The sequence below is a fragment of the Colwellia echini genome (assembly GCF_002843355.2).
GTDB lineage: Bacteria > Pseudomonadota > Gammaproteobacteria > Enterobacterales > Alteromonadaceae > Colwellia > Colwellia echini.
This window is the reverse complement of sequence record NZ_PJAI02000003.1, coordinates 77,554-101,123: the sequence shown is the minus strand read 5'-3', so window position 1 is coordinate 101,123 and position 23,570 is coordinate 77,554. Positions and strand designations below refer to the sequence as shown.

The 23,570-nt window shown below is 38.1% G+C and carries 20 protein-coding genes and 1 riboswitch; of the genes, 7 read left to right on the top strand and 13 right to left on the bottom strand.

Annotated elements, in window-relative coordinates:
* Positions 1-47: 47 nt before the first annotated feature.
* From CWS31_RS04345 to lexA, 10 genes are all read right to left on the bottom strand, one after another.
* Positions 48-725 (bottom strand): SCO family protein, encoded by a 678-nt coding sequence (locus CWS31_RS04345; RefSeq protein WP_101344655.1) that lies wholly within the window; start codon positions 723-725, stop codon positions 48-50.
* Positions 726-771: 46 nt separating this feature from the next.
* Complete coding sequence (cyoE, locus tag CWS31_RS04340; protein WP_246143353.1) at positions 772-1,749, bottom strand: heme o synthase; 978 nt, start codon at positions 1,747-1,749, stop codon at positions 772-774.
* Positions 1,742-2,992 carry a COX15/CtaA family protein gene (locus CWS31_RS04335; RefSeq protein ID WP_170252759.1) on the bottom strand — a complete coding sequence of 417 codons (1,251 nt, stop codon included), beginning with the start codon at positions 2,990-2,992 and terminating at the stop codon, positions 1,742-1,744. Before CWS31_RS04335 ends, cyoE begins: the two co-directional genes overlap by 8 nt.
* Positions 2,993-2,995: 3 nt before the next feature.
* Entirely contained in the window at positions 2,996-3,577 is a 582-nt protein-coding gene (locus CWS31_RS04330; RefSeq protein ID WP_246143352.1) for a hypothetical protein, read from the bottom strand.
* A 47-nt stretch (positions 3,578-3,624) separates the two neighbouring features.
* Positions 3,625-4,431 (bottom strand): SURF1 family protein, encoded by an 807-nt coding sequence (locus tag CWS31_RS04325; RefSeq protein WP_101344654.1) that lies wholly within the window; start codon positions 4,429-4,431, stop codon positions 3,625-3,627.
* A gap of 18 nt (positions 4,432-4,449) precedes the next feature.
* Positions 4,450-5,334, bottom strand: coding sequence for a cytochrome c oxidase subunit 3 (locus CWS31_RS04320; RefSeq protein ID WP_101344653.1), 885 nt, complete (start codon positions 5,332-5,334; stop codon positions 4,450-4,452).
* Positions 5,335-5,370: 36 nt separating this feature from the next.
* The gene (locus tag CWS31_RS04315; RefSeq protein ID WP_101344652.1) at positions 5,371-5,925 is read right to left on the bottom strand and encodes a cytochrome c oxidase assembly protein; all 555 of its coding nucleotides are present in this window, start codon (positions 5,923-5,925) and stop codon (positions 5,371-5,373) included.
* Positions 5,926-5,958: 33 nt separating this feature from the next.
* Entirely contained in the window at positions 5,959-7,605 is a 1,647-nt protein-coding gene (gene ctaD, locus CWS31_RS04310; RefSeq protein ID WP_101344651.1) for a cytochrome c oxidase subunit I, read from the bottom strand.
* Between the two features lie 10 nt (positions 7,606-7,615).
* Complete coding sequence (gene coxB / locus CWS31_RS04305; RefSeq protein WP_101344650.1) at positions 7,616-9,175, bottom strand: cytochrome c oxidase subunit II; 1,560 nt, start codon at positions 9,173-9,175, stop codon at positions 7,616-7,618.
* 747 nt (positions 9,176-9,922) lie between these two features.
* Entirely contained in the window at positions 9,923-10,561 is a 639-nt protein-coding gene (lexA, locus tag CWS31_RS04300; protein WP_101344649.1) for a transcriptional repressor LexA, read from the bottom strand.
* A 284-nt stretch (positions 10,562-10,845) separates the two neighbouring features.
* Here lexA and CWS31_RS04295 point away from each other — a divergent pair, with 284 nt between their 5' ends.
* The 7 genes from CWS31_RS04295 to CWS31_RS04265 all read left to right on the top strand — a co-directional run bounded on the left by CWS31_RS04295 (position 10,846) and on the right by CWS31_RS04265 (position 18,679).
* Positions 10,846-11,391, top strand: coding sequence for a histidine phosphatase family protein (locus tag CWS31_RS04295; RefSeq protein ID WP_101344648.1), 546 nt, complete (start codon positions 10,846-10,848; stop codon positions 11,389-11,391).
* A gap of 115 nt (positions 11,392-11,506) precedes the next feature.
* Positions 11,507-11,604, top strand: a riboswitch (TPP riboswitch).
* Positions 11,605-11,764: 160 nt separating this feature from the next.
* The gene (gene thiC / locus CWS31_RS04290; RefSeq protein WP_101344647.1) at positions 11,765-13,771 is read left to right on the top strand and encodes a phosphomethylpyrimidine synthase ThiC; all 2,007 of its coding nucleotides are present in this window, start codon (positions 11,765-11,767) and stop codon (positions 13,769-13,771) included.
* A gap of 301 nt (positions 13,772-14,072) precedes the next feature.
* Positions 14,073-15,350 (top strand): FAD-dependent oxidoreductase, encoded by a 1,278-nt coding sequence (locus CWS31_RS04285; RefSeq protein WP_101344646.1) that lies wholly within the window; start codon positions 14,073-14,075, stop codon positions 15,348-15,350.
* Positions 15,334-15,546 (top strand): sulfur carrier protein ThiS, encoded by a 213-nt coding sequence (gene thiS, locus CWS31_RS04280; protein ID WP_101344645.1) that lies wholly within the window; start codon positions 15,334-15,336, stop codon positions 15,544-15,546. The genes CWS31_RS04285 and thiS overlap by 17 nt, the downstream gene beginning before the upstream one ends.
* A gap of 5 nt (positions 15,547-15,551) precedes the next feature.
* Positions 15,552-16,346: a thiazole synthase gene (locus tag CWS31_RS04275; protein ID WP_101344644.1), complete on the top strand. Its 795-nt coding sequence runs from the start codon at positions 15,552-15,554 to the stop codon at positions 16,344-16,346.
* Positions 16,347-16,540: 194 nt separating this feature from the next.
* On the top strand, positions 16,541-18,172 hold the full coding sequence (thiE, locus tag CWS31_RS04270; RefSeq protein ID WP_101344643.1) for a thiamine phosphate synthase: 1,632 nt from the start codon (positions 16,541-16,543) through the stop codon (positions 18,170-18,172).
* A gap of 45 nt (positions 18,173-18,217) precedes the next feature.
* Positions 18,218-18,679 carry a methyltransferase family protein gene (locus CWS31_RS04265; RefSeq protein ID WP_101344642.1) on the top strand — a complete coding sequence of 154 codons (462 nt, stop codon included), beginning with the start codon at positions 18,218-18,220 and terminating at the stop codon, positions 18,677-18,679.
* A 114-nt stretch (positions 18,680-18,793) separates the two neighbouring features.
* On the opposite strand, the gene CWS31_RS04260 is transcribed toward CWS31_RS04265, so the two are convergent.
* From CWS31_RS04260 to CWS31_RS04250, 3 genes are all read right to left on the bottom strand, one after another.
* Positions 18,794-19,660, bottom strand: a complete 867-nt coding sequence (locus CWS31_RS04260) for a delta-class carbonic anhydrase (RefSeq protein ID WP_101344641.1) — start codon at positions 19,658-19,660, stop codon at positions 18,794-18,796.
* Between the two features lie 338 nt (positions 19,661-19,998).
* On the bottom strand, positions 19,999-20,565 hold the full coding sequence (locus CWS31_RS04255) for a cohesin domain-containing protein (RefSeq protein WP_101344640.1): 567 nt from the start codon (positions 20,563-20,565) through the stop codon (positions 19,999-20,001).
* A 116-nt stretch (positions 20,566-20,681) separates the two neighbouring features.
* Positions 20,682-23,276 carry an ExeM/NucH family extracellular endonuclease gene (locus CWS31_RS04250; protein WP_101344639.1) on the bottom strand — a complete coding sequence of 865 codons (2,595 nt, stop codon included), beginning with the start codon at positions 23,274-23,276 and terminating at the stop codon, positions 20,682-20,684.
* Positions 23,277-23,570 lie beyond the last annotated feature (294 nt).

Genomic DNA, 23,570 nt, shown 5'->3' with positions numbered 1-23,570 from the left:
ATCGGTGTTGAACTTTGCGTAATACTTTTTAAAAACGCTTTCAAAAATTATTGATAAAGGGCGACTATCTTTTGGTAGTCGCTTAACAATTTATTTTTATCTATATGTGGTACTTCACCAACCGCTTGCTCAGGTTTAAAAATTGCGGCAACTCTCCCTTCTGGATTAATTAATACCATTGATGCGCTGTGATCAACCCAATAACTGTGATCTGTGCCGTTGTTAGTTGAATCCTTGTCTGTATTGTCTGTTATGGCGTACATTAGACCGACACTACGTGCAAAAGGAAATAATACGTCATGATCGGCGCGCAGTGCTTTGAAATTAGGATTAAAGTACGCTATATATTGCGCTAGCTTCTCGGTAGTATCTCGTTGTGGATCTACTGAAACTAAAATCACTTGGCTATTTTCTGTAATAGTAATTAGCTCATCATAGATTAAATTCAATTTTTGTAGTGTCATTGGGCATACGTCGGGACATGACGTGTAACCAAAAAATATCAGCGACCATTTACCTACAAGCTGCTCATTTGCGAACGTTTTCCCTTGTTGATCGGTAAAAGTAAACTCGGAAACTGCTCTAGGCTGCTGATAATGCAAGGCATATTCAGCGGCTGGTAATTCGTTACTTCCTTTACCTAAGCTTTTATTTACTAAGTAAAAACCAATAACGCCAACACTGACAGCCATAATTGCAATTAAAGCAAATAGGTATTTATTCATTAAGTTATTTAATCTCTAGTTAAGTTTTTTGTGGTTATTATTAGGACTAGCTTACGGGAAACCAATAGTGGTCGAGTAATAAAATAATAAAGAGTAGCATTAAATGCACAATCGAAAATTTAAAGGTTGCCATGGCAGTCTCTTTTTTAGCATGAAACTTTAACTGCCAAGCATAACCAATAAATATTAAATTCAATACACAAGCGCCTACCAAATAAAGCCAATTACTCATGCCAACTAAATACGGTAATAAACACACTACAAATAGCAGCAAGGTATATAACAGTATTTGTGTTTTAGTAAAGCTTATACCATGCGTTACCGGCAACATCGGAATATTCACTTTAGCATAATCATCACGGCGATGAATCGCTAACGCCCAAAAGTGTGGGGGTGTCCAAGTAAAAATAATTAATACTAATAATAAAGCATTCGGTGCAATTTCGTTGGTCATAGCTGTCCAACCAAGTAGTGGAGGAATAGCTCCTGCTAAACCGCCAATAGTAATATTTTGTGGTGTGGCTCTTTTTAAATACATAGTATAAATAAAGCTATAACCCACTAAGCCGGCCAAGGTTAACATAGCGGTTAACGGATTCACTAAGGTAAATAAAATAACAAAACCAAGTACGGCAATACTAATAGCAAATATTATAGCGTTCTCTACGGTAATTCGCCCTTCGGGTAAAGGTCTGTTGTGAGTTCGACCCATAATGGTATCTATTTTCTCGTCAACGATATGATTAATTGCTGCAGCAGCAGATGACAATAAGCCAATACCTAGCATTGCAGGTATTAATAATTGCCATGGTAAGCCACCAGGTACAGATAAGCTCATACCTACTAGGGCAGTGAGCACGAGTAAAGCGACGACTTTGGGTTTGGTAATGTCGTAGTAGGCTCGCCAATGGCTAAAAATGTGAAGGAATAAAGTTTTATTACGGGAAGTATCAAGCTCTGGCTGTATAACGGGCAGCGTTTTATTTAATGTGCCATTCATTGATTTACTGATGATCTTATTCATACAGAACTTCCTTAGCATGTTGTTTTAACTTATAAGTTAATGCGATCAAACTTAACATTAACAAAGCGGCGACTAGGTTATGCGCGACCGCTACGTTAAGTGGTAATGAAAACCAAATATTACTTATTCCTAAACTGACTTGAATAGCCAATAACATCAATACTGCTATCGAATAGTGTTTGAGAGCAGGTGTGTTTGTTTTGAACATCACTTGGCAAGCGAGCCAGACCAAAAATATACTAGTAACTATAGCGCCTAATCGATGAGTTACATGAATAGTTACTCGTTCATTGTGTTTAAAATGCCCAAACTCGTAACTATCTTTTGCGGGCGGTATTAAGGTAAATGAATTTTCGTAATCTAACTCTGCTAACCAATCGCCTTGGCATATTGGTAATTCTACGCAGCTCATTGCTGCGTAATTAGAAGATGTCCAACCGCCCAAGGCAATTTGTGCCGTTAATATAACAATGCCAAGTATTGCGTAACGAACATACTTTTTACATGAGAAGGCCTTTACTTGATTGTTAACATTGACTATTTTTTTCTCATCTTGTTTTATATTCTGGCTACTTTCTGAAGTGATCGGCTTGATAGGAGAAGTATTAAGCCGTAAATATAATAGAAATAATAAACACAAGGTGGTGAACCCACCGAGTAAATGTGCCATTACGATAACAGGCATTAACTTCAACGTAACCGTCCACATACCCAGGGCCGCTTGAAATACCACTACCAGTAAAATACATAAAGGTAAAATGAGTGGATATTTTAATGCTGCGTATTTTTCGGCAGTTGCTTTTGTGCTTGAGTTTGTACTCATTTCACTACTTTTGTCTGTATTGGTAGTACCCATTAATTTGTTATAACTAAAACGTAATTTTACTGAGTACAAAGCAATTACGGCAATGAGTAAACCAAGACTGCCAGCGAAATAGCGATGAATCATTTCATTCCACGCTTTAGCTGTTTCAACAGGGCGCTCAGGAAAGGCTTGCTCAGCAATAACTATCTGTTCAGCGGTTTTGGGTACATCCAATAAGCCATAACACGTTGGCCAATCAGGACAGCCTAACCCCGCATGAGTTAAGCGGGTATAAGCGCCTAACCCAATAACGACAATACTTAACAACAAACTAGTGAGCACTAAGCGGATCAGTACTCTGCTTTGTTTATTGTTCTGAACAGCTCCTTTATTGGGGGGGGCGTTATTGTTTGTTACTTGAATAGACTCACTTGTCATGGCTTAACCTACTTTGGAATACTTCAGCAATTTTTTCATATCCGCGACAATGGCTTTACCAAAAGTAGCTTGCAGTTCATCTTGCGCGGGTAATTGATGAGTTAGGATAATATTACCCAGAGGGTCAGCAATAAGTACTTGCGCCTCGGGTATTGAGCTATTTAGTTGCGGTGATAAAGGTAGTATTTGCCATTGGCTTTTGGCAAGTTGTGCATTTTGTTGAGCGGAAAAAATATCTTCTTTGAGTAATACAGCGGAAACTCTTGGCATGTCTTTACCTAGAGCAACGTAACTATTGTGCACAGTTTCAATACTGTGTAAGCACAGCTCAGGACAATCATTAGGCAGTCGGTAAATAATCAACCACTTTTTATCAAGAGCGGTTTGATCTAAACCTAACTCTGATAGAGTTAAGGGCTCTGTTACTAACTTACCTTGGTTGGTAACACCTAAACTTAACCATTGATTATCTAAGGCTAGTTTCGCTAACACTATCGGTAATATAAAAACAGCTAACAACAATAATAAGCTACGACGATTTTTATGGGGGGAAGTGTGCTCTGGAAAATCATTTGCTGGGGTCATAATAAGCGCCTTTGATATTTTATTAATAATTAGTATGGGTATTTAACTTAAATACTGGATAATTTATGAGGATTAATGTTTCGCTGTCTTCTTGTTTTAATACGTAAAGAAACCATTAATACTAGCCAAGCAATTGCTAATGCCGCCCATTGAAAACTATAACCAAAATGTTTTGCGGCAGGCATTACTATTGGATGCCAATTTTTTTTATAACCAATACTTTCATTTTTATCTACATAGATTACAAAAGGTAATAATGGTTTATCGACTAACGGTGAAATTAATGCTGAAAACTTTGTTAATTCAATTTGTTGCACACGTAATGGCCAGCTAGGTTGTGAAAAATCTTGATCCATGAGCATTATTCCTTGTTCAACTACGCGAACGTGACCCGTAAATTTGTATTGCCCATGTAAGGGCGTAACTTCGGGTAATATATTTCTGTTAATAGAGCCCGGTATCCACCCTAAATTAACTAAAACCGCATGTGTTGAGGTTTCTACAACTTGTAATACCCGATAACCTAACGAGCGCTCTTCAACTTGATTGTCGAGTAAAAATAGATAATCACCAGAAAAATCACCGTCAACGGTGACAGGTAAATCATTAACGCTTTCTTTACCTATAAATTGTTTAGCCTGTGAAAGCTGAACCACTTCATTAAGTGTTAGTGGTGAACTTTGGTTGAGTTGTTCAATTCGTATTGATCGTTGTTCTTTTTCAAAACCTCGGTCGTATTGCCAAAGCGATAACTTAATCAGAATTATTAACACGATAAGCGTTAGCGCAAGCCAAAGCATGCTAGCTAATGGCTCGCTTAGTAAATTACCTCGTAAGCTGTTTCGTTTACCCATCAATTTAATAATCAGCAGTTATAAAATATAAACAAAAACAAATAACATCACCCAAACAACATCAACAAAATGCCAATACCAACTTGCCGCTTTAAAAGCGAAATGATTATTAGGGGTGAAGTGACCCTTCATAATTCTGAACCACATAACTATTAGCATGATGCAACCTAAGGTGACATGCATACCGTGGAAGCCGGTTAATAAATAAAAACTATTGCCATAAACACCACTTTCTAGAAAAAGCCGCATCTCTTCCGAGTAACCATGGGCATATTCTAAAACTTGTAAAGAAATAAAAGCGATACCGAGTAAAATGGTTAGGCCAAGCCATATTTTAAGTGGCTTACGGTTGTTTTTAATGAGTGCTACATGGGCAAAATGTGCGGTAACTGAAGAGGTGATTAAAATAATAGTATTAATAAGTGGTAGCCCGTACCACCCCATAGCAGAAGTTGTTGTGCCATCTGGTGTGGTGAGTAATGGCCACTGCGCAATAAAGTCAGGCCAAAGTACTGCGCCAGTTTCAAAGTTGTTACCGGCACCACCTAACCAAGGTACAGAAAAAACCCGTAAGTAGAGTAAGGCACCAAAAAAGGCGGCAAAAAACATTACTTCAGAAAAGATAAACCAACTCATACCTTGTTTAAATGAGTTATTCATTTGGTGTGAGTATTTACCAGCAAGGGATTCATTTATCACATCACTAAACCAACCCACCAACATGTAAATAACTAATGCAATGCCAGCAAGGAGTAAATATCCACCCCAACCGCTTTGCTGTTTCGACAAATCAGTTACGTAATGACCTGCACCAAGAGCGATCATAAATAATGCTACGGCGCCAACAATCGGCCAATGACTTTGGCTGGGTACATAATAACTTTCATATTCTTTGTTAGTCATTTTCTATCCCTTATATCCTAAATATTTAGTAGATCCCTAGGATGACTTTTCTGTAATGTCATATAGGGTATAAGACAACGTTAACGTTTTTATATCTGCAGGTAGTTCTAAATCAACATAAAACTGTAAGCTCATCTCAACATCCATACCTGCGCCAAGTGGTTGATGAGTAAAACAAAAACATTCAATTTTGTGAAAATAATTTGCCGCTTGACCCGGTGACACAGAAGGAACTGCCTGGCCAACAATGTCATGGGTCCCATTGTTCTTTGCATAGAAAGACACAAATTGCATTTCACCAGGATGTACATCTACTTCATTGACAATGGGTTCAAACTTCCAAGGAACCCCTTGAGCATTACGCGTAATAAACTGCACTCTAACTGTACGAGATTTATCAACACCGTTAGCATCGTAGATTGCAGCACTGGTATTTGTTTTTCCATTTAAGCCGGTAATATCACAAAACACATCGTATAAAGGTACTAGGGCAAAGCCAAAACCAAACATAGCAAGTACCACCAACAATAATTTTTTCAATGTTTTATTGTTGTTAGTGTTTGTATTAGTACTATTATCTTCAGTCGTCATATAAATGAATACTCGGCTCTATTCGCAATGATATTAATGACTGTGCTGATCAGCATTATCAATATCACTTTGTGGCGGTGGCGTACTAAAGGTGTGGTAAGGAGCAGGGCTTGCTACAGTCCACTCTAAACCTATGGCACCATCCCAAGGCTTAGCAGGTGCTTTTTCACCCCCACGAATACATTTAATAACCACGGCTAAGAAAATGAGTTGTGATAAACCAAAGGCAAATCCACCTATACTGACCCATTTATTAAAATCAGCAAATTGCAAAGCATAGTCTGGAATTCTGCGCGGCATACCTGCTAGCCCTAAAAAGTGCATCGGGAAAAATAGTAAATTAACTGATATTAATGAACACCAAAAATGCCATTTACTGAGCGCGTCGTTGTACATATTGCCTGTCCACTTTGGTAGCCAATAATAAGCCCCTGCGTAGAGGGAAAATAATGAGCCTGTCACTAATACATAATGAAAATGCGCGACTACAAAGTAAGTATCATGATATTGAAAATCAACCGGTGTCATGGCTAACATCAAACCTGAAAAGCCGCCAATGGTGAATAAAATAACAAAGGCGATTGAAAACAACATAGGTGTTTCAAAACTCAATGAGCCACGCCACATGGTTGCTACCCAGTTAAATACTTTTACGCCAGTAGGTACGGCAATAAGCATGGTGCAATACATAAAAAACAGCTCGCCAAATAGCGGCATACCTGTGGTAAACATGTGATGCGCCCAAACAATAAAAGACAATAAGGCTATTGAGGACGTTGCGTAAACCATGGAACTATAACCAAATAGTTTTTTACGCGAAAAGGCAGGAATAATAGTCGAGACAATACCAAAAGCTGGCAAAATCATAATGTAAACTTCAGGATGACCAAAGAACCAAAAAATATGTTGGAACATTACTGGATCGCCGCCACCTGCCGCATTAAAGAAGCTAGTACCAAAATAAGTGTCGGTAAGCACCATGGTAACTACCCCTGCAAGTACAGGCATTACGGCAATTAATAAATAAGCCGTGATGAAGAAGGTCCATACAAATAGTGGCATTTTCATGTAGGTCATACCTGGTGCACGCATATTCATAATGGTAACCACGATATTTATAGCACCCATGATGGAAGATATGCCCATGATATGTACAGCGAACACGAAGAAAGCGGTACTACCGTTGGAATAAGTAGTTGATAGTGGAGCGTAAAAAGTCCAACCAAAATTTGGCGCACCACTTTCCATAAAGAAAGAGCTTAACAAAATACCAAAAGCAAAAGGTAATATCCAAAAGCTCCAGTTATTCATACGAGGCAGCGCCATATCTGGCGCGCCAACCATCATTGGTAACATCCAGTTAGCAAAGCCTGTAAACGCGGGCATTATGGCACCGAAAACCATTATTAAACCGTGCACTGTGGTTAGCTGATTAAAAAAATCAGGCTCAACAATTTGTAAACCAGGCTGAAATAACTCGGCACGTATCACCATGGCTAAAGCGCCACCAGTTAATAACATGATAAAAGAAAACCATAAATATAAGGTGCCAATATCTTTATGGTTTGTGGTGTATAACCAGCGTTTAATCCCCGTCATCTTATGCTCATGATGGTCGTCACTTGAGTGTTCAGCTTGATGCTCTTCGTGCGATGTTTGATCTATAACATTTGTAGACATTCTATATCTCCTATTTCGCACTAGCAGCGTCAACTGCTGCTGGTTGTACTAAATCACCGGTATTATTACCCCAAGCATTGCGCTCATAAGTTACAACAGCGGCTATTTCGGTTTTAGTTAATTGGCTTGAAAATGCCGCCATGGCAGCATTTTTCTTACTACCGTTGATCACTATATCTAAATGAACGGCGATATCACCCGTAGCAATTGCACTGCCTTTTAATGCAGGAAATGCTGGTGGTATGCCCGCACCTGTTGGTTGATGACAAGCCACGCAGGCTTTCATATATACTTGCTCACCCATGGTCATTAATTCATCTAAACTGTAATTTTTTTCTAAATCTTCAACATCGACAGCCTTTACGCTTGTTTCAATAATCGTTGAATCAGGAGTTTCAATTACTGCCGTTACAGTTGTTTCGCTAGTAACTTCTGCCGCCGTAACTGTAGTAGAATTGTTTGCTACTGCTGATTGAACATCTGAGGCTTGCACCAAATCACCGGTATTATTGCCCCAAGCATTACGTTCATAAGTCACTACAGCCGCAATTTCGTTTAAACTTAATTGCTTACCGTAACCTTGCATACCAGTGCCAGCTTTACCGTTAAAGACAATATTAACGTGTGCTTTTATTTCACCGGCAGTTGTCACAGGGCTGCCTTTTAAAGCAGGGAATGCAGGTGGTAATCCTTGCCCTGTGGGTTGGTGACAAGCTGAACAATAAGCTGTGTAGGTGGTTTCGCCTAATTGCATTAATTCATCTTCTGACATCGAAGTATTTAACGATGCTTTCTCGGCTTCAGCAGCTTGGGCAATACGTAATTGTTGCTCACTAAGCCAAATGGCGTAATCTTCAGGGGATTTAACTTCAACAACAATGGGCATAAAGCCATGATCTTTACCGCATAACTCAGCACATTGACCGCGATAAATACCAGGTTCGTCTACATTGGTCCAAGCCTCATTAATAAAGCCAGGGTTAGCATCTTGTTTTACCGCAAAAGCAGGTACCCACCAGGCGTGAATTACATCATCAGAAGTAATTAAAAAACGGACTTTTCTATTGGCAGGAATAACTAAAGGTTTATCTACCTCAAGTAAATAGTTTGCACTTTTCACGGCTGTAGTTTCTAACTGGTTTTGGTATTGATCGCGAGGGGTTGAAAGTACAGAGTAATATTCGATATCTTCATCAAAGTATTTGTAATGCCACTTCCATTGGGAGCCGGTTATTTGAATGGTAACATCGGAATTATTATTGTCTTCCATTGCGATTAAGGTTTGGGTGGCGGGGATTGCCATGGCAATTAAAATAACGACAGGGATTGCTGTCCAAAGCACTTCAACTTTAGTGCTTTCATGAAAATCAGCAGGCTTTGCACCTTTCGACTTTCGATGGAAAATAATTGACCAAAACATGATACCAAAAACGATCACACCAATAACTGTACAGATGTAGAGCACATACATATGTAAATCGTAGACATCTCTACTGATTGCAGTCACACCTTGAGTTAAATTTAATTGTGAATCAGCCCAAGAAATATTGGTAAATAAGCTTACCAACATCAGCAGTATTAGCTTATGTTTCCCCACACGACATCTCCTCTTCTTAATGATGAGAACAGATCTGCAGCAATGTACTTCATAACTCACTGAACTGAATATCTGTCGTTTTTATTATTTTTAATTTCAACTCAGACGAGAATATATAATCTGTCATAGCACTAATAGTTAGTGAGGCGGATTAACGAATCGACGTCTTTTTATTCTTTTATTGTTCGTTTTTTATGCGTAACAATGAATAGAATTACGCTAAAATTTGACTGAGGTCAATTGTTTTTATAGCTAATGAATTAAGAAAAAGCCAATTAATTCAATGGAGTAATAACTCTAAATAACATAAGAGCTTTATCTGTTAACGATTTGTAAATTTTAAAGGTAAGGAATTAAAAGACTAAAGTAACCTGAGTTCGGGATAAGCAAAATGCTACAACAGCCTTAATTATTCGTATTACTGCGTTACGAAAGCTCCCAATAACCAGTTATTGGCTTCGTTTTCCCGCCTTGTACTACGAATAATTAAAACTATTGTAGATACGTGAATACAAATAGTTGATATTGTTATACTTTACAATTTCATTATCCCGAACTCAGGTTAAAGTAATGAGAAATAGATGAAAGGTAAAATACAGATACAAAAAGGTCATAAACGAAGAAAATCATTTATGACCTTTAGAATAAGAGCTATAACTATGTATTATCAGTTCAGTTCAGTTCAGCTCAGGTTGGTTATTGATGAGTACGGGCGATAAATTACATCCATTGACCACTACGAATAATTCCTACCGCAATACCTTCAATATTAAAAGCTTGATTAGCTAAATCGACTTTAATAGGATCAAATGCTTCATTTTCAGCGTGTAAATAAACAATATTACCTTCACGTTTATAGCGTTTAACGGTAACGTCTTCTTCAACGCGAGCGACAACTACTTGACCATTACGGACATCGGTTGTTTGATGTACTGCTAGTAAATCACCATCCATAATACCAATATCTTTCATACTTTCGCCGTGCACACGTAATAAATAATTGGCAACTGGATGGAATAAATTACCGTCCATCTTGTAATGCTCTTCAACATGCTCTTGCGCTAAAATAGGCTCACCAGCAGCAACTCTACCAATAAGTGGTATACCTGCCTCTTCTTCGTCTAATTCTTCCATTAAACGAATACCGCGAGATGTACCCGCAAGCATTTCAATATAACCTTTTTTAGCTAAAGCCTTTAAATGCTCTTCAGCCGCATTAGCTGATTTAAAACCAAAAAATTTAGCAATTTCTGCACGCGTTGGTGGCATGCCTGTTTCTTGAATATTCTCTTTAATGAGATCATAAATTTGTTGCTGTCGAGTGGTCAGCGGGCGTAATTCTGCGTTAGGATCTATCATGTTTTAGCCTGTAAATTTAGACAGTGTACTGGTAGTATATACAGGAGAATTGTAAAGGCAAGCTTTAAGTTTGAGCTATGAATAAAAACACAATTGGGATAATGTGTTGCAACATAAATTAACTTAGCCCATTTTGAGTTACCTACAATAAAAATTAAACAAGGTTGGATTAGGGAAGTGTTGATCTTTCAGGGTTAAAATTCATTGAATTTGGAACGAATTTCATCGCAGCGAGAACTTTGTACTTTATTACTTATTAGCGGTAGGAGTTGCTTAATAATTTTATGGAAATTGTTTTAATAAGACATGGTAAACCAGAATCAGCTATTAACCCTGTCCTTAATGCCGCTGATTATACTCAATGGATAAAGCGATATAACGCTTCTATGGTTGCTGAAAATAGTCGGCCTAAATCCATTAACGCGCAATATAAGTCATTTTATTGTGTCGCGAGTGACCTTAACCGTGCAGTGCATTCGGCGCAAATTTACCTTGATAAATCACCTAGCATTACCGATAAGCTCTATCGTGAAATGGAAATACCTCGTTATAAATTACCTTTTAAATTAAAAGCTTGGAACTGGGTTTACCTTTCAAGAATACTGTGGCTATTTGGTGTTAAAGGACCATTTGAATCTTTTAAAGAGGCTAGGTTTCGCGCAGACAAAGCTACAGATCAGTTAATTTTGTTGGCTGAAAAACACGGTAACATTGTGCTTTTTGCTCATGGTGTTCTCAATCGTTTTATCCGCCAGTCACTAGCTAAAAAAGGTTGGATAGTAACTGCAAAAGATGATGGTTTTTGGGGTGTTAATCAACTAAAAAAATAATTAGTTAAGTAGTTCGTAAAATTAAGCGTTAAATTATTTAACACTTGCTATCCATATATTTCCCGCGTTAGAATCCATACGTGATTTGTTACTGTTTTGTAAAACTGTAATTATCACACACTTGTCGGAGTGCCAAAGGCTGAGATCGCGAAAGCGGGATCCGTAAAACCTGATCAGATTAATATCTGCGTAGGAAACAAGAGAGAATGACTAAGCCAATGCGCTTAATTTCCAACAAACTCTTTTTGCCTCTCTTTAATCACACATTCATTTGTGCGTGTTAAAGAAAACTCCGCCTATTTTTATTTTATTCTTGGCTTTAAAAATCTCATATTGAGAAAAGCCTAAGAAAAACAAAAACAAGGTGCGACCCATGACTAACCCAGTAGACGATAATATTGTTAACGCTGCAAAAAATATAGCAGAGCCAACAGCGAAAAAACCACAAACCAGACGTGAAAAGCGTGAAGCGGCAGCAGCATTTTTAAAAAATGTTTCAGACCAATCTTTCCCAAACTCTAAAAAAATCTATGTTCAAGGTAAAATTCACGATATCAAAGTAGGTATGCGTGAAATTACTTTATCCGACACCTTAGTTAGTGGCAGTAAAGACAATCCCGTTTACGAGAAAAATGAACCTCTTTGTGTTTACGACACGTCAGGTTTTTATACCGATGAAAACGTAGACATTGATGTACATAAAGGCATTCCACGTTTACGTGAAACTTGGATTGATGCGCGTGGTGATGTAGAAACCTTTACTACAACCCATTCGAAATTTGCCCAAGAGCGTCTTGATGATGAAAACGTTGATGAAATACGTTTCGAACATTTACCGACAAAACGCATTGCTAAAAAAGGCAAAAACGTTACGCAAATGCATTACGCACGCCAAGGTATCATCACGCCAGAAATGGAATATATTGCCATTCGTGAAAACCTAAGACGTGAAGAAGTAAAAGATGAAATTTTACTACAGCAGCATAAAGGTCAGTCTTTTGGTGCGAGTATCCCTGAGCAAATCACTTCTGAGTTTGTACGTGATGAAGTTGCCCGCGGTCGCGCAATTATCCCAGTAAATATCAATCATCCAGAGTGTGAGCCAATGATCATTGGTCGTAACTTTTTAATCAAAGTTAACGCTAATATTGGTAACTCAGCTGTAACATCATCAATTGAAGAAGAAGTTGAAAAACTTGTTTGGTCAACTAAGTGGGGCGCAGATACGGTAATGGATTTATCTACCGGTCGTAATATTCATGAAACCCGTGAGTGGATCATGCGTAATTCACCTGTACCAATTGGTACTGTGCCAATTTACCAAGCGCTTGAAAAAGTTAACGGTGTTGCTGAAGATTTAACGTGGGAAATTTTCCGCGATACCTTAATTGAACAAGCTGAGCAAGGCGTTGATTACTTCACTATTCATGCTGGTGTTTTACTTCGCTACGTTCCTATGACGGCAAAACGGGTAACTGGTATTGTATCGCGCGGTGGCTCTATAATGGCGAAATGGTGTTTAGCGCATCATAAAGAAAACTTCCTTTACACTCACTTTGAAGACATTTGTGAAATTTTAAAACAATACGATGTGTCATTCTCATTAGGTGATGGTTTACGTCCAGGCTCTGTTGCTGACGCGAACGATGAAGCACAGTTTTCTGAGTTACACACCTTAGGTGAGTTAACTAAAATTGCGTGGAAACATGATGTTCAAACCATTATTGAAGGCCCAGGTCACGTACCACTGCACATGATTAAAGAAAACATGGACGAACAACTTGAGCATTGTGGTGAAGCACCTTTCTACACCTTAGGTCCATTAACTACTGATATTGCACCAGGTTATGATCACATCACTTCAGGTATCGGGGCCGCTAATATTGGTTGGTACGGTTGTGCCATGCTTTGTTACGTAACGCCAAAAGAGCATTTAGGTTTACCAAACAAAGAAGATGTTAAAGAAGGTTTAATGACTTACAAAATTGCTGCGCATGCGGGCGATTTGGCGAAAGGTCACCCAGGCGCACAAATTCGTGATAATGCCATGTCAAAAGCGCGTTTTGAGTTCCGTTGGTACGATCAATTTAACATTGGTTTAGACCCTGAAAGAGCCAAAGCGTATCACGATGAAACGCTTCCGCAAGAGTCAGGCAAAGTAGCGCATTTTTGTTCAATGTGTGGCCCTAAATTCTGTTCAATGAAAATTTCTCAAGAAGTACGTGATTACGCGGCAGACCTTGATAAAAATGCAATTAAAATTCAATTGCTTGATGAAGAAATCACAATAACTTCTGATGAAGCTATTGAAAAAGCGATGCAGGAAAAGTCAGCTGAATTTAAAGCAACAGGTAGTGAAATATACCAACTAGCTGATTAATTCTGTGAGGTAATTTTTTGAATTAGTTTTTTTGAGTTAGCTTTTGAGTAAATTATTGAGCTAACTCAGAAAATTAGTGCACTGGATCCCCGATCAGACATTTCGGGGATGACGCATACAGGTTGACTCGTTACTTAGGTAATTACTCAGCTAGTTACGTTGTGATTTACGCAACTAATTAATCAACGATTTACGTTGTGATTTACGCAGTGTATGACTTAAAGAGTTACGCACTGAATTAGACAGCGATAACCCATGCACTTATCACTAATGATGCAATTTAATTTAAGGTTAATAATTGATGAACATTGCCATTGTTGGCGCAGGTTTGATCGGGCGTTTACTCGCCTTGTCATTACTGCGTAATAAACAACGTTGTAAAGATAATTCGGCACAACTTAACATCACATTATTTGATAAAGACACTAAAGATGCACACAACAGTGCTGCTTATGCTGCTGCGGGTTTGTTAACGCCGCTAGGTGAGTCTTTACATTGTGAACCTAATATTGTTGAAATGGGTTTTAAAGCATTAGCTTTGTGGCCAAATATTCTCGACAGTTTGCAAGAGCATACTATTTTTCAACAAACTGGCGCCATTATGGTGGCTCATGAGCAAGACAAAGGTGACTATCAGCGTTTTGTTCGGCATTTAAAAAACAATTACCCCGATAACCCTGTACAGACTTTAAATCGTGCGGGTTTAATGGAGTTTGAGCCTGAAATTGGGCGTAGTTTTAATCAAGGTTTATTTTTGCCTGAAGAAGGGCAGTTGGGTAACCGTCGATTATTAATTTCTTTGCGCAAACAGCTTGAGCTTGAAGCTCAAAGTGAAGCTGAGAAAAATACAAATAAAACAGGAAATTCGCTCCATTGGTTAAGTGAATCTAGGGTTATTGACATCGAAATATCTTCTAGGTTTAGTAAGGTTAAATACTTACAGAATAATATAGAGCATAGTGCTGTTTTTGACTTGGTTATAGATTGTCGTGGTACAGGCGCAAGTGTTAAAAATAGTCAGGCACACAATAGCAAAGGTTGTGCGCCACTAACCGACTTACGTTTAGTAAGAGGTGAGTTGTTTCAGTTATTTGCCCCCGACGTTAATATTTCAAGACCTATCCGCTTAATGCATCCAAGGTATCAGTTATATATAGCGCCAAAAGGTAATGGTTATTATGTGGTTGGCGCCACTGAAATTGAAAGTGATGATATGTCACCGATGACGGTACGTTCAGCGATGGAATTACTGAGTGCTGCTTATAGTGTGCATCCAGGTTTTGCTGAAGCTAATATTCGTCAACATGTTAGTCAATGTAGACCTGCATTTAGTGATAACCAACCGAAAATTTTCCAAGATAAATCGCTTATTCAAGTGAATGGTTTATTCCGCCATGGCTTTTTAATTGCGCCAGTTGTACTTGAACAAACACTTGCTGTTATTGATAACTATATAAATAACACCAAAAAATCATTGCCTTATAGTAATTTATTACCTGTCACTATGATCGATAATAATACCAATGAGCAATCAGTTAAAGTAAATGAACAAGAGTCAGAGCATGAATATTTATATTAACGGAACGGCGTATCCCTTAAGCCAAGCTTTAGGTATTAATATTACCTCGGCTTTAACATTACATTTTAATAAACCACAGCAAAGTACTTTTGCCGTGGCACTTAATGGTGATTTTGTTGGTAAAGCAGATTACGACAATATTCTAGTTAAAAACGGCGATAGTCTTGACGTTTTACAACCCATTCAAGGCGGATAACGGTAATGTCTTTAAATATCTACGGACAAAAATTAAACAATCGCTTACTGATTGGTAGCGCATTATATCCATCACCACAGGTGATGAAACAAGCAGTTTTAGCAAGTGGCTCACAAGTGGTTACCTTGTCATTAAAAAGACAAAACCCGAATGAGCAAGCAGGTCAACAAATCTGGAATTATATTCAAGATATTATCAGAGAGACTAATGGTTTCTTATTGCCGAATACTGCAGGTTGTAAAACAGCGAAAGAAGCGGTAACGCTGGCAAAAATGAGTCGAGAAATATTTCAAACAGACTGGATAAAGCTTGAAGTTATTGGTGATGATTATAATCTGCAACCTGATCCTATTGAATTACTGCAAGCTACTGAACAACTCATTGCTGATGGTTTTAAAGTGCTACCGTATTGTACCGACGATTTAGTATTGTGCCGCCGTTTATACGATTTAGGTTGTGAAGTGATCATGCCGTGGGCATCACCTATTGGCACAGGCAAAGGCTTGATGAACCCATATAACTTAGAAACTATTCGTTTACGTTTACCTGATGCAACGCTGATTTTAGATGCAGGCATTGGCAAACCATCTGATGCTTGTTTAGCGATGGAAATGGGCTACGACGGAGTTTTATTAAATAGTGCCGTGGCATTGGCGGATAACCCAGTTTTAATGGCAAAAGCCTTTGCGCAGGCGTTACAAGCGGGTGAGCAAGGTTATGTGGCTGGTGTTATGGAGCAAAGGCAAACCGCACATCCGTCAACGCCGACACTTGATACACCATTCTGGCACCAGAATTGATTTCTTATTGCGCTAAAGCTAAATTACTGTGTGACATGTACTCATTGACTAGCGTCAACTCCGTGCAAGTTCCTTGTAATTTAACATTATCGCTGCAAGAAATTTAATTCTTTATTCGCTAGATTATGTAAATTAAAAAGTTTACTTATTTTGGTGGTTCTTCTCTTTTTAACGGTAACAAGTTAACGCAGATAATGATAAAGACGATAAACAATAAACCAATAATTTGGACTATCTCGGGTAGTGATTGCTCAGGTGGTGCTGGTATTGCCGCAGATATTAAAACGGGGCACAGTCTGGGTGTAGAGGTTTGTCAGTTAATCACTGCTAATACCGTGCAAAGCTCTCAACAACTGCTTTGGATTAACCCTGTAGACGTTGACGTTTTGTCGCAACAAGCACAAATATTATTGGCTGACAAACCTCCGTCGGTCATCAAAATTGGATTATTGGCTAATATTGAGCAAGTGCAATGGTTAACGGCCTTACTGCAAGACTATAAAAAACAATTACCTGAGTTACTTTGTATTTACGACACTGTTGGGCAAGCGAGTGTTGGTGGATGTTTTAATACGCTGACCTTAGCGCAGTTAACGCCATTATTACAACAAATCGACATAATTACCCCTAATTTTATTGAAGCGCATAGCCTGAACGGCTATGAATACTCTGCAGATAAATTGGCTTGCCAAGCAGTAACAGCAGCGCAATTAGCTAAAGCATTACATCAGCGTTTTGCTATTAACTCAGTGATAATTAAAGGTGGTCATGGCGAAGATAAACACTCGGCAATAGATTATTGTTTACATCAATTAAATGCGTTGCCAGGCAAGCAAGATAACCAAGATAAAATCCAAGAGCCTATTAGTTATCAGTTAAGTGCTAAACGCCTTGCAAGCAGTTTTAGTCATGGCGGAGGTTGTACTTTTGCTAGTGCGTTAGGGGCTTTTTTAGCCCAAGGTTATTTAATGCGTGATGCCTTTACCTTAGCTAAAGCTTATATTAGCCAAGGGTTTTCAGCTAGCATGGCGCTTAGCCAAAATCGAGGTCATCAATATTATGGTGCGTTTGAGCAAACCGCTTGGCCAACGCAAGCGCAGTATTTTCCGCAAGTGATTGATGAGTTAAGCCAGCAATATAAAGCCTTACCTGCTTTTAACAGCCTAGATCTTAATGGCGAAAAATTAGGTTTATATCCGGTTATTGATTCACTGTATTGGCTAGAACGTTTATTACCGTTAGGGCTTAATCTTATTCAGCTGAGAGTCAAAAATGTTAGTGATGATGAACTTGAAAACATTATAAAAACCGCGGTTAACTTAGCAAAACCATATAAAACACGATTATTCATTAATGATTATTGGGAGTTAGCGATTAAACATGGCGCTTACGGCGTGCATATTGGTCAAGAAGATTTACAAGCGGCCGATCTTGCTGCCATTCAAGCATCAGGGACTCGTTTAGGTATTAGCACTCACGGTTGTTATGAGTTTTTATTAGCGCAACAGTTACAGCCCTCTTATTTAGCCATTGGTGCAATATTTCCCACTAAAACTAAAGATATGACCGGACAAATTCAAGGCCTTGATAACTTAAAACAAGTGTTAGCTTTGCGTCCTAAAGCATCGGAAAAAATAGCCCCCATCCCCGTTGTTGCTATTGGCGGAATTAATCTAGAACGAGCACCTAAAGTGGTGACAACTGGGGTAGAAAGCATAGCGGTTGTGACGGCCATTACCGAAGCGGAAAGTACTTATGGAATAACTTCTGAGCAGGCAGTAGACAGGTTAATATTTATTATTAATGGTATAAGCTATAAGCTATAAGCTATAAGTTTTAAAGAAAATAATCGCATTTAAAGGATAATAGTCATGGCCTTTTTAGAAAACAAAATACCACCACCATTAGTTGGAATTATTATTGCCGCAGGTATGTGGTGGTTAAGTTTAGTTACACCAGTAATAGTTTTATCTTCAATAATAAAATTATCTTTAGTTAGTGTACTTTTCTGTATTGGCATTTTTTTCGATTTAGCTGGCGTTATTTCCTTTCGCTTAGCGAAAACTACCGTTAATCCACTTAAACCTAATAAGGCGAGTGCTTTGGTGACTTCGGGTATTTATCAATATACTCGCAATCCTATGTATGTGGGGTTTGTTGCTTTTTTATTGGCGTGGGCGAGTTACTTAGGTTCAGTGTGGAGTTTAATGTTCATCGGACTATATATTATCTATATTCAACGCTTTCAAATAATCCCAGAAGAAAGGGCATTAACGGCATTATTTAAAGGAGAGTTTATTGATTACAAAAACAAGGTGAGAGCTTGGTTGTAATAGTGATATTTCGACATACTAGGATCGGAAATAAAATTTAAAAAATGGGAATTACCTTACGATAATTCCCATTTTTATTTTTAATTGATTTTAAACTGACTAGCTTTTATTAGGTTATTTTATTTCAGATAACAAGTCGGGATTAACCACTAAGTTTCTTACCCCGTGCGCATGGTCTTCTTCGTATACGTTATCTTCACACCACTCACCGACTGATTCTATATCAACCTTAGCAACCTTCGGGCGAACTGACCAGGTTACTTGAAATGGTGAACCTTGTTCATTGTAACTTGGTCCGGTTGTTGAACCTGTGTATTTAATGGGTGTGCCCGTATCGTTAAGTAGATTAATTGCCTGATATTTATCATCTTCTATGCTGTGTTCAGTTAACTCTTCAAAATCTAATGCATCGTCATCATTAACTAACACAAACACTTGAGATTCTACTCTAAGTTGTGGATTGACGGTTGATTTACCTAAACAAGAGCCTAATGTACTACCTGGCTGCACTTGTGCTGTTGAGTGCACATAATGCAGTTCAATAGTGTCGCCAGGCTTCAAGCCACCGTGAGGACTAGGACAAATAGCATTACTTGTTGGTTGCATTTCTTTAGATGTTAAGGTACCTGTATAAGCAAAACCGGTTTGATAGCCAGTGCCATCGCCGTTACCTGCGTATTTAGTAAACTCTCCGCCTTTATGTTCAGCATTCTTATGCATATGAATATTACATAAATTCATCTCAGTATAATCTGGTGCTAAGCCAAAAATACGAGGGTTATCACCTTCTTTCTCTGATAAATCCCGCGGTGATTGCGGTCCATAACCATTTTTATGTGTGTTATTGGCTAACGTAGCTCGTTGTATTTCGATTACTTTATTATCAACAGGCGTAAAATTTTCTTTAGCGTACGCATTAACTGTTATAACTAAAGTGATAAGCGCGGATGCAATAGCTAATGTGGCAATACTTTTTTTCATATATATCCTATCGAGTCAATCCTGATTGATTGCGGAGATGCTGTTAAGTTATTAAAAGATAACGCATTGGGGAGTGTTATAATGTTAAGTAATGTTACCTTTGTGCAATCAATTGTTGTGTTGTGGTGAAAAAAAGTCGATTTACTTACCATGATAACAATATTATAGGTATCGAATATGAGTACCTATAAACTTCTGCGCTACAATCTTATTTAAAGATGAGATTATTGATTACAAAAACAAGGTAAGAGCTTGGTTGTAATCTATTTAATTTGAGCTCGGGATAATTAAGGTTGTTGTAGAGTTTTTTATCCCGAACTGAGGTTAGGTATTAATAATTACTTGATTATTTTTTTACGTAATGAAAATAAACTAAAACCAGCAAGCAAAAGTAACGCACTATTTGGAGCCGAAACGTTTACCGTAGCATGCTCAGATACACTATTAAAATTATTATCGGCAAGGTACAAGTCTGCAACAGTTAATGATACCGCTTCAGAGCTTAATGCTGAAAAGCGTATTTGACCTAAATTGAAGTTAGCACTCGGTACGTCAATTGCGTCTAGCCAAGCACTAAATATTGTGATTGAACCAGACATAAACTGACTTGCATCAGTAAAAATAGCTGAGCTTAATACTGAATTGTCGAAAGTAAATTCATCAAAAGACAATGCATTGTTATCAAAGATAATGTCGAAACCAAACTCTGCGGCTTCAGGGTTAATGTTATTAACCATAACATCAACTAGTACGCTTTCACCTGCGTTATAATTTGCTTTGTCTGGCGTAAAAGTAATTAAACTTGCATTTGCTGTTGTACTAACAGCGAATGATAAAAATAATAATGCGCCTGTCGCTATTGATTTAGCCGTATTAAGTGTGAATAAAGTCATTAATTTTTTCATGTGTTGAATCCTTTAAATTAGTATTTTTTGCCTTTATTCTTTATTACAAAGTCGAAGAATAAAGGCATAATTGAGTTAGTTATGAGTAATTTCTTGTGTTATTTCGTTATAACTTTCTATTCAGTGATACAGCGGTTTCTGCTACAAAGCTGCATTAAACCTCTAACATCTAATCTTGATATTTGACCATCACTATTAAAATCGAAATTCATGTCGCTTAATTCTTGGCTAGCAATTTGACGATAAAAAACAGCGATATCGTTTGTATCAACATCTTGGTCGTTATCAAAATCACCAAACACAGGCGTAACAACTGTACCTTGCAGTTTAATATCAATAATCACTGGATCATGATCTGAAGATCGATAAGCATCTGGTGCATAAAACTTAGCTTGTTGACCGACTGTTTGGTATTGAGTGCTGTAATCAAGAGTGCGAGGTTCGTCAGCATTAATTGACCAAGAGTGGATATCAACTATTTGGTTAAGTAACTGCTCATTGGCAAGGGCGTGATCAAGTTGCCCTAATTCGCCATTGAAAATATAGCTATAAGCACCTGTTTTATTCAGCGCTGCAAAAATATTTTGGTAGCCTTGAGTTGTTAAGGTGGTGATTGGATCTTCTTTAGCATAAGCATTTAAATCACCAATAATTAAGCTAGCTTGTTCTGAGTAATGTGTATTTAAAAAGTCGCCCATTGCCGTAGCCGCACGAGTACGGGTAAGGTTACAGTTACCTTGCCCATCGTTTAGGTCTGGGTCATTTAATGAATTACAATCACTACCTTTTGATTTTAAGTGATTCACTGCAATAACTAATGACTGTTCATTGGCAAGTAAGGTAAATTGTTGCGTTAGCATAGGACGGTTTTTACTGTCTAAAAACAATATTTTCCCTTGTTCATCTAGAGTTGAGTTACTACTATCAAGTACTTTAGCCGCACCTTGTGGTACAACTTTGTCGGCACGATAAATAATGCCAACAGTAATTGCGTCTGTACCAATAGTAGGTGTTGTTGGGCTAATAAATTGATAAACATTTTGACCATAAAGCGCGTTTAAGCCCATCACCAAATCTGTGATGGCAGATTGCTCATCAAAACCATCATTTTCAATTTCCATTAAACCAATAACATCGGCATCAATTTGGCTAATTGCTTGTATAATTTTCTCACGTTGACGGCTAAATTCTTCAGCTGTGTATGCGCCACGTTCAGTAGGGAAACCTGCGCCAGTACCGTCACCATTGAAATAATTTAATACATTGAAGCTTGCAACGCGTAAGTTACTTTGTTGGTTATTAGCTGGCGCTTCTGTGCGTGGGTTAGTGGCAGTAAACTGTACTGCTGAAGTTGGTAATAATTGGTATGCCCCAAAGCTGTATGTTAATACCGCTGTTAGGTTTTCTACGCTATCACCAGAGCGAACAGTGCTTAACGCTGTTAATTCTGGTGCAGGGAAAGGTAATATTTCAGGGTTTTGGCTGGTGTCGCCGTCATCTAAAATAATCATTTTTTGTTTATTGGCCGCAGCAAGTGCTTGTGCTTCAGCGCCAGGTGTTACCACTTGTGTTGGGTTAAATAAACGCTCACTGGCTAAACCTAATTGACCGTAGCGTCCGTAATTATAAGTGTCGGTAACATATAGTGGCTGTTTGAAATTAACTAACATGCCTTCAAACGGTTCTAACGCATCAACACCATCAGTTAAATTAAGCGTTGTTGTAGGTAAAGTAACTTCGATAGCTGTTGGTAAGCTTACCCCTGATTCACACACAGTAAGATGCTCAACAGAAGCTAATTGAGTTTGCTCATAGTATTCAGTTACCGTGGCGTTAATTCGAATTCTATCGCCAACATTAACCATAGTATTGTTATGATAAACAAAAACACCTTCAGCACTTTCAGCTAGTAAATCTGTTTCGTTATCAGCACTTTGCATGAAAAAACCGTTGTAACCACTTTGTTGGAAGTTGGCGGTAACAACGCCTTCAGTCCAAACGGTATCTCCTGCTATAGGGCTTGTATTAGTGGTTCCTTGAATAGCATGAATTGGTGTAAATTCTGTATTACATGCTGCGGTATAGTCATTGTTATTGCCTGAGCCGCTTTCTCCATCTTCACCACCTTCTCCTTCTTCGCCACCGTTATTAGCGCCATCATCACCTGTAAAAGTATGGCTACCTAAATTAGTTAAGGTGTCTTTATCAAAGGCTTGCCATTCATTACTTGGCTGAAATTCATCGTTGCTGTTTGTGTCGCCAGTACTAATAGTTGCTAGACGCACTAAGCTATGATCTTTGCTAGTAATAGCACCGCTTCCCCACTGGCTACCAGGATCTTCGCCGACACGACCAAAACTATCAATTACCTGATCGTTATAAATTAGTTCAATGGCATCATCGCCATTGTGTAATAAGTTTGTGGTACTTAAGTCAACAATAGCGCGGCTATCTATATCTTGGTGGGCGATAACAAAAGTACTGTATTGATTAATACTGCCAGAGAGGTTAATTACATAATTTGCTGAGCTATTACCATTTTGATAAAGCTTTATTTTGTAGTTAGATAAATCAACATTGGTGTTGCTAGGATTGTAAAGTTCAATGGCTTTATTGTAGCTACCACCTTCTACATATTCTGAAATAAACAGTTCTGCGCTTGCAGAAAATGACATACACACGCCTAACGCGATAAGTGAATACTTTCTCATTACCTTGCTCCTTAGATTCAATACATTAAAAAAAGATTAATCAGCAGGTAGAGAGTAAGAAAACATCATTAACTATTAGTGACGTTAATATGTAATTTTTGTTAATGAATTGAGACAGAAAAAAGGGGATAAAAATTAATTTGGATTTATACGTAAGCTAAGAATTTAGCGATGTGGTATTAGGTTATTGATGAGTTCTCATTATGAAAACTCATCAATTAATTCTAACTCTAATTTTAATTCGACTGTGTTTTTATATATTAGCCTGACTTTAGGCTTTAGTCTGGTTTAGAT